Genomic DNA, 12,439 nt, shown 5'->3' with positions numbered 1-12,439 from the left:
TGGCCGGTTATTGATTGGAATGGTGGCCGGCTTCAAATCGGAACGGTGGCCGGTCAATGATCGGAATGGCGGCCGGCTTCAGAGCGGAATCCGCAGCCTATATGGCGGATCCCTTGTAGAACAAAGGTGACATTGAACAATCTGCAATCAATGACTACAATGCCATCATTGATGAATGGAGCGCCCGAATGGCAAGTATGACGATCCGCAATATCGATGATGCGCTAAAGCAGCGTTTGCGCCTACGCGCCGCCACGCACGGCCGCTCTATGGAGGATGAAGCACGCGATATTCTCCGCGTAGCACTGGCTGCCAGCGAAAGGCCGGCTCGCAATCTCGCCGAGACCATCCGCGCACGTCTGGCGCCGGTCGGCGGTGTCGACCTCGAAATCCCTGCCCGAGAGGCTATTCGCGACGCGCCGGATTTTGGACGGTGATCATTCTCGACACCAACGTCATCTCGGAGCTGCTCACGCCGTCCCCAAGCACGGTTGTTATCGAATGGTTGTCGTCTCAGCCCCCTCTGTCGGTGTTCACGACCGCAGTCACCGAGGCCGAAATCCTCTATGGGCTGCGGCTATTGCCTGAAGGCCGCCGACGCCGCGACCTGGAGGCGGCGATCTCGCCGATTTTCGGCGAGGATCTGTCTGGACGTGTGCTGCCGTTTGATCGCGACGCAGCGGATCTCTATGCCACCATCGCCACGGATCGTCGCAGCGCAGGCCGACCCATCAGTCAGTTCGATGCGCAGATCGCAGCGATCGCCCTGTCGCGCGGTGCCTCGGTGGCGACCCGCAATGTCTCTGATTTCGAGAGCATTGGCCTGGTGATCGTCAACCCTTGGACGGCACGCAGAACTCCTGATCGTGCAAGCGAAACGCGATGATCTCGAACGTGTCGCCCGTGATCGCTCTGGGGTTCACGTCCGTCAAAAATCCTCCCAATCTTCTTTAACTGCGGCCTTGCCTGAGAAGGCTCGGGCAACTTTTCCTGTAATCTTGCGTGCCGGGGACGCTACGGGACGATGCATGGAACCTGCCGCCATGACGGCTGCTGTCTGTCGCAAGGCATGTCCAACCTGGAACTGCCCGACCAGATCGCGAAGGCGCTCGGCCTCAGAAACCAGTGCGGCGCCCGCGGCATTGCTTTCTTCCACCATCGCCGCGTTCTGCTGCGTCACCTGATCCATCTGGTTGACCGCTGTGTTAACTTCTGCAAGCCCAACGGACTGCTCACGTGCCGACGTAGCGATCGCATTTATGTGCTGGTTGATAGTTACAACGTAGCCTTCGATCGTGCGAAGGGCATCACCTGTTTCGCTCACCAGCTGGACGCCGCTCTTCACCTCGACGGAGGCGTTGCGGATCAGCTCCTTGATCTCCTTGGCCGCTTTAGCGGAGCGCTGGGCCAGTTCGCGCACTTCTTGGGCTACGACGGCAAAACCCTTGCCCGCCTCACCGGCACGTGCCGCCTCGACGCCTGCGTTCAGCGCGAGGAGATTGGTCTGGAAGGCGATCTCATCGATGACGCCAATGATGTTGGAGACCTGGTTAGAGGACTGCTCGATCTTCTGCATGGCATCGACTGCATTGGCCACGACCTTGCCGGACTGGACAGCACTTGCATTTGCCTGCACGGCCACCGAACGCGCCTCGTCGGCGCGCTTGGAGGAGTTGGAGACGTTTGCCGTAATCTGATCCAGGGCCGCTGCAGTCTCCTCAAGCGATGCCGCCTGCTGTTCCGTCCGTTTGGACAAATCGTCGGTGCTCTGGCTGATCTCACGGGAGCCGTTGTCAATCTGCGTTGTTGCCTGAGCAACCGAACGCAAGGTCTCCGCCAGCTGCGAGACGGCGCCATTTAGATCGTGACGAAGAGCGTCGAAATCGGGAGCAAAGGCATCATTGAGCTGGAAGCTCAGATCGCCGGATGCCAAGCGGCGAAGACCTGTGGCAAGACCTGCGGTCGCTTCCTGGAGGCGAACCTGGGCTGCAGCTTCCGCCTCTGCCGTAAGACGGATACGATCTGCCTCACCCTGAACACGAGCGGCTCCTGCTTCTTCTTCCAGACGTTTGTTGGCGATCGCCGCCTGACGGAAGATTTCGACCGCGCCTGCCATCTGACCAATCTCGTCGGGGCGGCTCGTATAAGGAATAGCCACCGACGTATCGCCACCCGCAAGACGGGTCATGGACTGGGTGATGACCTTGACCGGCCGGGCAATGCCGCGCAGCACGTAAAAGGCCGCCGCGACGAGGACGAAGCCGACGAACAGCGCAGCGCCAAAAATCTTTGACATGACGGATTCGTAGGTCATACCGCTTTCGGCCTTCGAGTCGGCCGCGCCTTGAGAGTCATAGGCAACGAGAGCCGCCGTCGCGGTTTCGACAATGCTCGCAGTGTCGCGCATGCCGTGGCCGAAGAGATAGCCGCCGAGATCCTTCGCACCATCGCCGGACATGTCCAGCATGTAGCTGCCGTGTTGGATGTAGTCAGCAACGGCCGGCGGGATGGCGGCAAAGATCTGCCGTTCGCGATCCGTCGAGATCATCGCGTCGTAGGCCGAAAGCGAGGCCCGGAGAGCGTCTTCCTTCTCGCGCGCAAGGGCGAGCGAGTCTTTCATCCGGTGGATGTTGGTCTCGACAAGATGCTGCCCGTAGGCGACGCGCACATCGTTCAGCGCGGTCTGGATCCGGCCGGAGGCCGCGGTCTTCGGCAGCCAGTTGTCGGCGACGTCAATTGTGCGCGAATTCAAGGACTGAAGGCCGCCCAGCGTCAGCCAGGACAACATCACGATGACGAGGCCGATGACGCCAAAGATCGCGCTCATCGCCAGTTTGATGTTTGGATGGGGCATTTCGGATTTCACCTGAGGATCTGCGCGCCGCGAGACCACACGCGGCACTGGAAAAAGAATGTGTGACGCCTCGGCGGAGTCCGGTCGCGCTCCGACCTCAAATGATCGTTCGGACCGCTCGCCCTCGCCGGACCCCATCCGTCGCCCGTATATGTCTAACAACTAAATCTTAATGTAACATTGCTGGGTTCTGCACTTCGAGAGCTCTTAGGACCACCCTGGACGGGAGGTGGAACGCGAACGTCTCCGCGACGCTCACTGACGTCATCTGGCACCCGTCGGAACGAAGCTGTTAGCATCAGGTGCACGGCTGTCCGATGACGGGAAATCTATCGTTGGTGGTGCGCGTTTGTTCGATACAGACGATGAAGAAGAGGCGAGGCTTATTCAATGCCGACAGCTTCCGAGATCGGTTTCGCCTACACGTCCGGCAAGCCGGTGATCACCGATCTTTCTCTGACCATCCGCCCTGGCAAAGAGGTCGGCCTTTTCGGGCTTTCCGGGGCTGGCAAGACGACGCTTGTTAGTCTTCTACGGCCGTCATCGATAGATCTCTCGGTCGGGAAGGGTTTCGATAAGTGACGTCCTACCTCTCAGAGAATCCGGTCCCTGTAGTGTTTCGGGGCTATCCAGCACGTATCGCGCCGGCCGAATACTCGATAGCGATGACGCGCAACGAAACGGTAGACGGGATCGCGCAAGGCGACAGGGACGATCCGGAACACCCGGACGAGTGCCCAAGGAAAGCCAAGCGTCTCGTAAATGCTGAGAACGGCATCGCTGTCCCGCCGCATCCGATCTCCATCCACAACGAGCAAGCTTGCAGGATCCGCCGGATCCATTCCGTGCATGCGATACAAGGATTTCCCGATCTCGCTCTGCATGGAGGCCAACCGAAACACGGCCTTGCGGTCTCGTTCAAGAACGAACTGCGCGTTCGCCGAACACAAAACGCATTCGGCATCAAACAGAATGATGGGACCGGTGGAAAGCGTCGCTAGATCAGGCGTCGGTATCATGTCGGATGTATAGTCGATTTCGATGGCCGCTGAGAAGTGCATTCCAACAAATGAACCGCTTTGCCTGCCGCAAGAATTTCTACCGCTCTTCGAGTACAGCCAGCCCGACCATCATCAGGATGATCGACGGGCCTGTCTTGACGAGGGCGCCAAGGGGTTCGATCCACATGTCTGGAGTGATGAGGGCAGCAGAGATCATGTAAAAAAGGGATAGCGCGATGCCTGCGAGGAGGCCAATGCGACATGTTCGGCGATGGAGGATCGCAAGACCGATCGAGATGTCCATCAGGCTGGTGACGATCGTGATCGCCTTTGCCAACGGTTCGGCGAAGCCGTGATCCGTGAGAATACGCGTCGCCGCATCGAAAGCGACCGTCAGGGCGATGCCGCCGGAGACGACCCAGAATACCACGAGAATGCCGATGATCATCGCCTTGAGCATGTAAAGGCGGGCAAACCAGCGCTCCTGCACGGTCGCTGCCGTCATCGCGAGCGTGCGAGGCCCCGACAGCGGATCAAGGCCGGTTTCACGGCGCCATGTTGCAGAATCGCCGGTGACGCCGCGCGCCATCTCCACAAGCGCCGTTGAGCGGACGGGAGGACGCCACCCGAGCCAGGAGACCAGGTCGCCGGCCCGGCTTGCGGTCGTGAGCATCCAGCCCGGCACTCGGATCCGTCGTTTCGGCCCGGCAAGGCGGCGCGCCAACCCCGCGAGCACGCTACCGACCGTCGAAGCCTCCGTTTCCATGATGTCCCAGTGGGACTGCCACGCGCGCCGGCCTGTTGTCCAATCCGCCAGCACGACCTCCACGCTACGGCCAATATCGCGAGCATCCGTCACGGCGAAGGGGCGGGATGCGAGGGCCTCCGGCAGATCGAACGGGAGAACCGCCAAGGCGCGCATCAGGGCGCTACCGCCGTAGGCTGCCTCCGCGTAAACAAAGCCCGGGTGCAGGATGATAAAGGGCAGGCCGGACCGCGCGATAGTCGCCTCCGCCGCTCGCTTTTCCCGGCTGAAATCCGTCAGATCGTCCCGTCCATCTCCGGGGATCGAGACATGAATGAGAAGCCGGGGATCTCGGCCCGGCTGCCCATCTCTATGGCTTTCGCTGGTCTCGTCCTGCAGAACGTCAACGAGTGTGGCAACGAAATCCCGGTTGGCCCGCGCTACAGGCGAACCCGGCGCATCCTGAAGCGCACCGATACAGTTGACGATGACGTCGGCCTGCAGTTTTAAGATCGCCGCCTGTAAAGCCGGTCTCTCCGCATCGACAAGAGGCATTTGAACGGCCAGACCTTCCCAGGCGGCATTCTGCACGGGCGTGAAGCGACGGGCGACGGGAACGACCTTATGGCCTTGCGCCATAAGGTATCCGCAGATCGCCTCACCGATCAAACCGGACGCGCCGAGAACGGCGACAATGGGGGGGTGGGATATCCTGGTCATAGTCCGGGCTTTGCAATCATGAGCCAGAGGATGGCCATCACGGAGCCGAAGCCCGGAAAGCCGAACAGAAACCAAATGCGGTAGAGACGGTGATAGGCCGGGGAAAGCGCTGTTCCAGCACGGGCGGACTCCAACGCGAGGTCACGCAGGCGCATCTGGATCCAGACAACGGGCAACCAGAAGGCGCCGGCCACCCCGTAGAGCAGGAGCGCTACCCCGAGCCAGCCTTCCCACAGGGGAACGTCCATCAGATCCGCCAAAAGATAGCCGGTGATCGGCTGAACGACCACCGCGCTGGCGGTAAAGACCATATCCGCCACGACCACCACTCCCGCTGTCTTCGCCACAAATTCGGCGTCTCCGGAGCGGTGGGCCATCAGCATGAAGAACGCGATGCCCGTTCCCGTGCCCAGAAGAACGATCGCGCCGAGGACATGCAGATATTTGAGGAGAAGATAGTCCAATACAGCCTGCCAGAATCCTGCCCGACCCAGGGATATCGCGGGTCCGCACACTATCCTGCTTAAACCGTTAGGTTGTGCAATGTAAATCCAAAGCAGGACAAGGGCCTGGGCCGGAGCGGCTGAACGAGCGTTTTGTCAAAGGACAATCCGATCGTGGCCTCTGCCTATGCGGCGAAACGCGCGGAACTTGCTAAGGACATCGGGCTGGGAATGCTGCGCTCAGGACGTGCATCCGATGCAAAGCAGAGACCGTGAGCCTGTTGATGTCTCGGCTTCCGCCCTTATTGTCAGTCGCGACGTCCCTTTGTCTTGATCGACACGGAATGAAAGGCGGTCGCTATTTGCGAAGCGTATCGACAACAAGCGCGTTGGCATGACTATGTACCATTCCATGATCGTCGTGGAGCCATTTGACCGGCTACATATAGAGCTGGATCGAGATCCTCGATCAGGGCATGCTCGTCACATTGCGTGGAAAACCGGATGGGTCGAGGTTGGTCGTGGATCATCGGACGCCACCTGCCCGGTCGTAGCGGTCAAGAGACCGCTCCGATCTGTGAGGGCGAAGCCAAATGCAAAGCTACTCAACCATGATCAGATGAAAGAACTTCTTTTGGTGATCCCGACGGCGAATCTTCCCCTCTTCGCGGCTCTTACGAGAAACGGCCTCCGGAGTTTTGCTGATGACGTCCCAAAATTGAAACACCAACGCGTCTTTCCATCCTTTCCAACAGTCCGTCGTTGCATTTACTGGTTGCAGGAACCAGAGAACCTCCTTCAAATCGCACAGCCGTTCACATCGGAGAGCTGAGTTTGCTGTCTTCAAGCACCTTCATATTAAGCGAAGCCCTCAACGGGGTACCCGATCTCCGGTCGCTGCCAAAGCGAAGGCATGTCGCAGCTCACCCTTTTGTCGAAAAAATTCGCGCGGCAGTCCCATTCGACTTCTTTGCCGTGTCCGGTCTTGATCTCGATGGATACCGGTTCGGCAGCGGTCACTCGATCGACACAGACGTCCCACCAGCGTTTCTGGAGGCCTATTACGGTGACGATCTTCTTTCGGTTGATCCATTCGTGCAAGCATCGAGATTGGCGGTAGGTGTTGTCATGGAGGACGTGGTGTATGCGCAGACGCCGCCACCTCAGCGTCTAACCTATCTGACTGACGCGTTCGGGGTGGTAAATCGTACGCTTTTTCCGGTACGGCGCGGAGACGTTGTCTTCGGGGCCGTCACTTTCGCGCGTCAGACGCGATTTGCACAGGACGAAATGGACTTCCTGCAGGATGTGGCTGACGTCATGCACCGCGTGATCACTCGACCGATTATGGATAAGTTCTCGGCACAAACGCTCAGACTGATCGACGGCGAGCTTATCTGTCTAAGATTTGCGAGCTTGGGTAAGACAACCGATGAGATTGCCAAGTTGAGCGGCTACACGTCCGACACCGTAAACAGCTACATCAAGACTGCCATTCGTAAACTCGGTGCCGACAATCGCGTGCATGCCATTGCGGAGGCAATTCGCCGGGGACTTATCCACTAACGAGTTGTTTCGAATATCAAGCAGCAAAAGACAGCATATCCGCCCTGAGATTTTTTGATTAGTCTTTGCTGCTTTAACTTGAAGATGCGGCAAGATGCACACTCACCAAGCGAACGCCGAAATATTGTGCAACGCTTTAAGAATTCGTTTGGAATTCACTCCTAAAACTGGGAGTGACCGCCGGAGACATCAAGCCGTTGCATAGCACCTCCCCGGTCTGATCCACAACGAAACGCCACAGTCCATTTCTCAAAGGGCCGCCGAGGTTCAGAAGAAGGCTCTGTGGCAAAGAAGGAGCATATCGTGGGGATGATTTCGTTTGGTTTCTCGTCCGATACTGAAGATATCTTGGCCGCAGTGAGCAAGGCTCAAGCAATCATCGAGTTCAGTCTCACGGGGAAGATTCTGAAAGCCAATCAGAATTTTTGCACAGCACTTGGCTATGAGCTTACCGAGATCGTCGGCCAGCATCATCATATGTTCGTGGATCCGACGGAAGCGACCAGCGCCGAATACCGCCAATTCTGGGATGCCTTGGCCGCGGGAAAGTATGACCAGCGCCAGTATAGGCGGATCGGCAAGGGCGGCAGAGAAGTCTGGATCGAAGCATCCTACAATCCGGTCTTTCGGGGCAGAAAGCCTTACAAAATCATCAAGTTCGCCACAGACATCACCGCTCAGAAGCTGAAGTCCGTCGAAGACGCGGGTAAACTCGATGCGCTGTCGCGTGCCCAGGCAGTCATCGAGTTTACGCCTGCTGGCGAAATCCTTACAGCCAATGAGAACTTCCTGACAACGCTCGGCTATCAGCTCAAAGACATCAGGGGCAAACATCATTCGATGTTCTGCGACAGGACTTACGCGGGCAGCGAAGACTATAGGCAGTTCTGGACCCGGCTGGCTGGAGGCGAGTTCATTGCGGATGAGTTCCTGCGCATCGGTAAGAACGGCAAGAAAGTTCACATCCAGGCGTCCTACAACCCGATCTTCGACATGAGCGGCAAGGTCTTCAAGATCGTAAAGTTCGCAACGGATGTCACGACCCGCGTTGAGAACGTCCATAGCCTCGCCTGTGCCTTGCAGGGGCTTGCTAGAGGCGACCTGACACAACAGCTCGGACATCCTTTTCTGCCGACGTTAGACAAACTTCGTCTCGATTTCAACAGCGCCACATCACAGCTCTGCGTTGCGATGGAAGCGGTGGCACGGAACGCGGCCGCCATTGCTTCCGCATCGCAAGAGATCCGCTCGGCCTCTGATGATCTGGCAGGCAGAACGGAGCAGCAAGCTGCTTCGGTTGAAGAAACGGCTGCTGCTCTCGAAGAGATCACCACGACAGTTTCCGACTCCAGCCATCGAGCGCAGGACGCCGGGCAGCTTGTGCGCAAAACAAAAGAGAGCGCCGAGCGCTCTGGATCGGTGGTCCGACAGGCTGTTGATGCCATGGGCCAGATCGAAAAATCAGCCGGCGAAATTTCCACCATCATTGGTGTGATCGATGAGATTGCTTTCCAGACCAACCTGCTTGCTTTGAATGCGGGCGTCGAAGCGGCGCGAGCCGGTGATGCAGGCAAAGGGTTTGCGGTTGTCGCCCAAGAGGTTCGGGAGTTGGCGCAACGCTCCGCCAAGGCTGCGCGGGAAATCAAGGATTTGATTGGTGCTTCAAACGGGCATGTCAAGCAGGGCGTTGCGCTCGTCGGGGAAACCGGCAAGGCTCTCGAAGAGATCGTCGGGCAGGTCATCTATGTCGATGCCAATGTCAGCGCCATTGTCGAGGCGTCACGCGAGCAAGCGACGGGTCTGAAAGAAATTAACACTGCTGTTAATACGATAGACCAAGGCACTCAGCAGAACGCAGCCATGGTTGAGGAAACGTCTGCTGCCTCGCATGGCCTCGCTAGAGAAGCTGAGGAACTGTTTCAGCTTCTTTCACGCTTCAATGTCGGCGCTGGGACAGCCATACGCCCGTCGCAGCCGGCGTCGCGCGTCGACCCGATCCCGTCATCTGTTCCCCCTGTAGGACAGATGACTTCGAAGGTCGCCTACGCTGTCTGTGGGAGTGCTGCGGTTAAATCAGAAAGCTGGGAAGAGTTTTGATGGGCAAGCCCGACGAGAGGACAATCTTGATGCTTCATGCATCATGACGAAACCTCCGGCGATGGGCCCCCAAAGAGGTGACAACAGCGCCCGCACCATGCAAAGGAACACAGTAATCTTGCCTCACTATCAATATGCGAAACAGGAAGCTGAAATAAGAAAACGACTGCATAGTCAGATTGTTTTCGGCGTCGGTTGCGCTGGACTCGTCATCAGCTTTCTGATCAACCCGGGTTTTGATGTTCGTCCTACGATGGCATTTGTGCCGACTGCGATGTTGCTTTGCGCGGTGTGCGTCGCGATTGTGTGGGTCACCAACTTCAGAGCTCTTAGGGCACTGAGCATGAGCTACACGGCGCTCTTATCATTGGGGTTTCGGATCCAGCTTGACGCTATGGGAGAGCTGGGTCCCTACTGGGCTGCAGTAGTGTCCGTGGAAATAATCTTGGGAACGGCACTGGTCTTCAATAGTCGAGCTGAGTACCTGATCAGTTGCCTCATATCGGTTGTGACTTTATTTGCTGGGCAGCCAAGCTCCTACTTTGCGACCGTCTCGGCTCCCCTTCTTTCTTTGTCGATCGTCTCCTCCGTTTTGATTGGTTGCCTTCTCAATCATGCTGTTATGAACTGCATCCGGGAGATCTATATTACGAAACAAAAATTCAAGAAACTATCAAGTGTCGATGCCTTGACGGGGTTGAGCAACCGTCGCGCTTTCATGGAGCACTTTCAGTCTACTCTTGCAGAGCCCAAGGGTCCTCTGCGCTATTTTGCTATGATCGACATCGACAATTTCAAAGGTATCAACGACAAGTACGGCCATGAGATGGGAGATCGCGTTCTCGTCGCTTTTGCACGTCAATCAACTCAAATGTTTTCAGCTACAGAGGTCGGCCGGCTCGGCGGCGAAGAATTTGGAGTTCTGCTTGGGGGCCCTACCGACGCGGACGCTATGGCTGCGATGGAAAGCTTCCTTGCACAGGTGCGCGAAGACATGAGCGGGGCAGTACCGTTTACCTTTAGTGCCGGCCTGCTTCCGATAGACTTCGGAGATGACGCGACTCTAGTCTTAAGAAAAGCTGACGCAGCCCTCTACCTGGCGAAGCGGTTGGGGAAGGCCCGCATCATCTGGGCGGAGGCTGAAATGCAGGACGGCCTCATCGGTTCCCCACACAGCGCATCGACATTGCCTCGTGATCGAACATTTCGTTCCCGCCCAGTCCTTTGATCGGTGTGTCATGCCATGCATCCGGATATTCGCGGCATGATCTATCTGAAAGTCCCAAGGCTGCCGTGACCGCAGCTGGTAGATTGTTTCGCGCAACCCATGGCTGCTTTCATCTGCCCGAGATGATCGTCTTATATTAAACTTGTGGATAGTCAGAGTACAAAGGATGACCAGCAAACCAAAGCTGCGCATGATGCAGGCGATTGAAATCCCGGCGTTTGTCAATGAGATTATTGATACGGGTTGTGATATTTGCGCCTGCGGTGACAATATCTACACGATCGGAGACGCCGACCTGTCGGACAAAGAGTACGAGATTGCAGCTCCCCAACTCCGGGAGATCAACAGAAAATTTGGCGATCGGGATTACCTGCGGCGAGAAATTGTTGCCTACCTGCGCTCACTCGGCCGTTACATCGATAGTCCGGATGTGGAGCACTGGACTTTGAACCTTCCGCCGCCATGAATGCATTCTGAACGTTGTTGGTACGCCGGAAGGCGAGGGCCTAGCACCGTAAGCTTTCGACAACGAGGTGCCGCCCTCGAAGACGAGGCTCTTGCCAGGGGCTTTTGCGTAGAGCGTTTGGAGCGCCCACACGACCTAAACGTCCTTTTCGAGCAGGTGTATTGGACGCTGCGATCTGTCTGACGCGATCGCCAGAACCACATGCTTGTCGTCGATCGAGAGTTGGAGGAAGTGATCAGCCATGGGCGGCCTTTCCCACGCTTCGTGCAAGCCACGTGGGAAACTGGTGTGCTGCAGCAAGGAGTTCAGTAAAGGCTTCAGGTGAAAGTTTCCGCTTGATGCTTGAGAGCGCCTCTTCTGCTCTTTCCGGCCCCAGCCACGCGAGCGCGCGCACAGCAACCCCCGCCGGCCGGTTGGCGAGCGAAAGCTGCCATGGAGGAGCACGTTTCAGCTCAACCTCCTGGCTTCCGACACTCATTGTCCGGCTGCGGCCGGAGGTCAGATAAATAGAGCGAACAGGGACCTGGGTCGTCAGCCCGAGGGCATTGGCAGCCGCTGCTCCGTTTGAAACGATAACCTCGCCACGTTGATGTGCAACTGCCGCGGCGGCTTGCTCGACAGTCGGTGGCCTGCTTCCGAACCGGCTTTTGATAGCCTTCATGTAAATACCACGTCCCGCTCTGATCAGCTCTCCACGCTCATGCAGACGCGACAGCGCCTGGTCCACAGCAGCACGATTGCCGAGATGCAGCAGGCTTTTCGCGGACAGGGCGGCACCCTCTGGCAATTGCTCAGCATATCCGAGAATTTGAGATGTAAGGTGCTGCATGGCGTTCCTCTGTCAGAGATATAAGCAGTTTTCTGACACTCTACAAGCGACGTCATAAGGACAGCTGTCAGGCAGCCTGCTCGATCTGTAAGAAACTTCTCTGCCGGTACTGGTGCTGCCAACCTTTGGCAGCATCGTGGTCAGCCCTACGGCGTCAGCGGCGTCATCGACATTGTGTTGGTCCAGCGCCTGGAAGCTCCGCATCTATCGTTGAGCCTTAACCTCTTCGCTTAAATGATCATCGTGCTGTGACCATTCTCATCGTTTGCACCTGCCGGTGGCCCGCAGCAACCACGAAGCAACACCCCGTGTAAGCACCGATCTCGCGACATTTTTCGCACCGCGACGCTAGCAAAAATCCAGACGTCGAGAGGCCGTCTGGCGAAAATTGAACGGTTATCTCCAATTCAACCTCGTGTGACCTTCCTTTCCCAAAATCCTCTACTTGCGACTATCTCAAATTCGCGCCAGCATGAGAACACGTAGCTTT

Annotated in this window: 11 protein-coding genes and 4 pseudogenes; 8 read left to right on the top strand and 7 right to left on the bottom strand. The window is 57.3% G+C overall.

Annotation, left to right across the window (positions count from 1 at the left end; all coding sequences use genetic code 11):
- Nucleotides 1–188 precede the first annotated feature (188 nt).
- On the top strand, nt 189–437 hold the full coding sequence (locus C8J33_RS14245) for a FitA-like ribbon-helix-helix domain-containing protein (protein ID WP_110803140.1): 249 nt from the start codon (nt 189–191) through the stop codon (nt 435–437).
- Entirely contained in the window at nt 434–886 is a 453-nt protein-coding gene (locus C8J33_RS14240) for a type II toxin-antitoxin system VapC family toxin (RefSeq protein WP_110803139.1), read from the top strand. The genes C8J33_RS14245 and C8J33_RS14240 overlap by 4 nt, the downstream gene beginning before the upstream one ends.
- Nucleotides 887–928: 42 nt before the next feature.
- Here C8J33_RS14240 and C8J33_RS14235 read toward each other — a convergent pair whose 3' ends face one another.
- Nucleotides 929–2,854: a methyl-accepting chemotaxis protein gene (locus C8J33_RS14235; RefSeq protein ID WP_165929816.1), complete on the bottom strand. Its 1,926-nt coding sequence runs from the start codon at nt 2,852–2,854 to the stop codon at nt 929–931.
- A gap of 408 nt (nt 2,855–3,262) precedes the next feature.
- On the opposite strand from C8J33_RS14235, the pseudogene C8J33_RS14230 reads away from it, so the two are divergent.
- A pseudogene (locus C8J33_RS14230) lies at nt 3,263–3,388 on the top strand (ATP-binding cassette domain-containing protein); the annotation flags it as partial.
- Between the two features lie 59 nt (nt 3,389–3,447).
- Here C8J33_RS14230 and C8J33_RS14225 read toward each other — a convergent pair.
- From C8J33_RS14225 to C8J33_RS27925, 4 genes and pseudogenes are all read right to left on the bottom strand, one after another.
- Nucleotides 3,448–3,873: a thiol-disulfide oxidoreductase DCC family protein gene (locus C8J33_RS14225; RefSeq protein ID WP_110803148.1), complete on the bottom strand. Its 426-nt coding sequence runs from the start codon at nt 3,871–3,873 to the stop codon at nt 3,448–3,450.
- A 79-nt stretch (nt 3,874–3,952) separates the two neighbouring features.
- Nucleotides 3,953–5,320 (bottom strand): SDR family oxidoreductase, encoded by a 1,368-nt coding sequence (locus C8J33_RS14220; RefSeq protein WP_132664663.1) that lies wholly within the window; start codon nt 5,318–5,320, stop codon nt 3,953–3,955.
- Nucleotides 5,317–5,784, bottom strand: coding sequence for a DUF2269 family protein (locus tag C8J33_RS14215; RefSeq protein WP_132664662.1), 468 nt, complete (start codon nt 5,782–5,784; stop codon nt 5,317–5,319). Before C8J33_RS14215 ends, C8J33_RS14220 begins: the two co-directional genes overlap by 4 nt.
- Before the next feature lie 337 nt (nt 5,785–6,121).
- Nucleotides 6,122–6,196 (bottom strand): annotated as a pseudogene (locus C8J33_RS27925) (hypothetical protein); the annotation flags it as partial.
- Nucleotides 6,197–6,215: 19 nt separating this feature from the next.
- On the opposite strand from C8J33_RS27925, the pseudogene C8J33_RS27555 reads away from it, so the two are divergent.
- The 5 genes and pseudogenes from C8J33_RS27555 to C8J33_RS14185 all read left to right on the top strand — a co-directional run.
- Nucleotides 6,216–6,346 (top strand): annotated as a pseudogene (locus C8J33_RS27555) (integrase); the annotation flags it as partial.
- A gap of 251 nt (nt 6,347–6,597) precedes the next feature.
- A complete protein-coding gene (locus C8J33_RS14200; protein WP_110808404.1) occupies nt 6,598–7,329 on the top strand; it encodes a helix-turn-helix transcriptional regulator in 732 nt (243 codons plus the stop codon).
- 309 nt (nt 7,330–7,638) lie between these two features.
- Nucleotides 7,639–9,426: a methyl-accepting chemotaxis protein gene (locus C8J33_RS14195; protein ID WP_165929815.1), complete on the top strand. Its 1,788-nt coding sequence runs from the start codon at nt 7,639–7,641 to the stop codon at nt 9,424–9,426.
- Between the two features lie 118 nt (nt 9,427–9,544).
- A complete protein-coding gene (locus C8J33_RS14190) occupies nt 9,545–10,654 on the top strand; it encodes a GGDEF domain-containing protein (RefSeq protein ID WP_132714324.1) in 1,110 nt (369 codons plus the stop codon).
- Nucleotides 10,655–10,820: 166 nt separating this feature from the next.
- On the top strand, nt 10,821–11,120 hold the full coding sequence (locus C8J33_RS14185) for a hypothetical protein (protein WP_422038258.1): 300 nt from the start codon (nt 10,821–10,823) through the stop codon (nt 11,118–11,120).
- Between the two features lie 42 nt (nt 11,121–11,162).
- Here C8J33_RS14185 and C8J33_RS27550 read toward each other — a convergent pair.
- Nucleotides 11,163–11,363: pseudogene (locus C8J33_RS27550) on the bottom strand (nucleotidyl transferase AbiEii/AbiGii toxin family protein); the annotation flags it as partial.
- Nucleotides 11,356–11,949 (bottom strand): DUF6088 family protein, encoded by a 594-nt coding sequence (locus C8J33_RS14175; protein ID WP_132664660.1) that lies wholly within the window; start codon nt 11,947–11,949, stop codon nt 11,356–11,358. The pseudogene C8J33_RS27550 and the gene C8J33_RS14175, both read right to left, overlap by 8 nt.
- Nucleotides 11,950–12,439: the final 490 nt, after the last annotated feature.

Origin of the sequence: Rhizobium sp. PP-CC-3G-465, assembly GCF_004343445.1 — a bacterium.
Lineage (GTDB): Bacteria > Pseudomonadota > Alphaproteobacteria > Rhizobiales > Rhizobiaceae > Ferranicluibacter > Ferranicluibacter rubi.
Note: the sequence above shows the minus strand (reverse complement) of the source record. Positions and strands in the feature narration are given on the sequence as shown.

Bases quoted from the DNA above. Each gene is read 5' to 3' on its own strand.
- C8J33_RS14245 (WP_110803140.1), top strand. From the start codon at position 189: ATGGCAAGTATGACGATCCGCAATATCGATGATGCGCTAAAGCAGCGT.
- C8J33_RS14235 (WP_165929816.1), bottom strand. From the start codon at position 2,854: ATGCCCCATCCAAACATCAAACTGGCGATGAGCGCGATCTTTGGCGTC.
- C8J33_RS14225 (WP_110803148.1), bottom strand. From the start codon at position 3,873: ATGATACCGACGCCTGATCTAGCGACGCTTTCCACCGGTCCCATCATT.
- C8J33_RS14220 (WP_132664663.1), bottom strand. From the start codon at position 5,320: ATGACCAGGATATCCCACCCCCCCATTGTCGCCGTTCTCGGCGCGTCC.
- C8J33_RS14195 (WP_165929815.1), top strand. From the start codon at position 7,639: ATGATTTCGTTTGGTTTCTCGTCCGATACTGAAGATATCTTGGCCGCA.
- C8J33_RS14185 (WP_422038258.1), top strand. From the start codon at position 10,821: ATGACCAGCAAACCAAAGCTGCGCATGATGCAGGCGATTGAAATCCCG.
- C8J33_RS14175 (WP_132664660.1), bottom strand. From the start codon at position 11,949: ATGCAGCACCTTACATCTCAAATTCTCGGATATGCTGAGCAATTGCCA.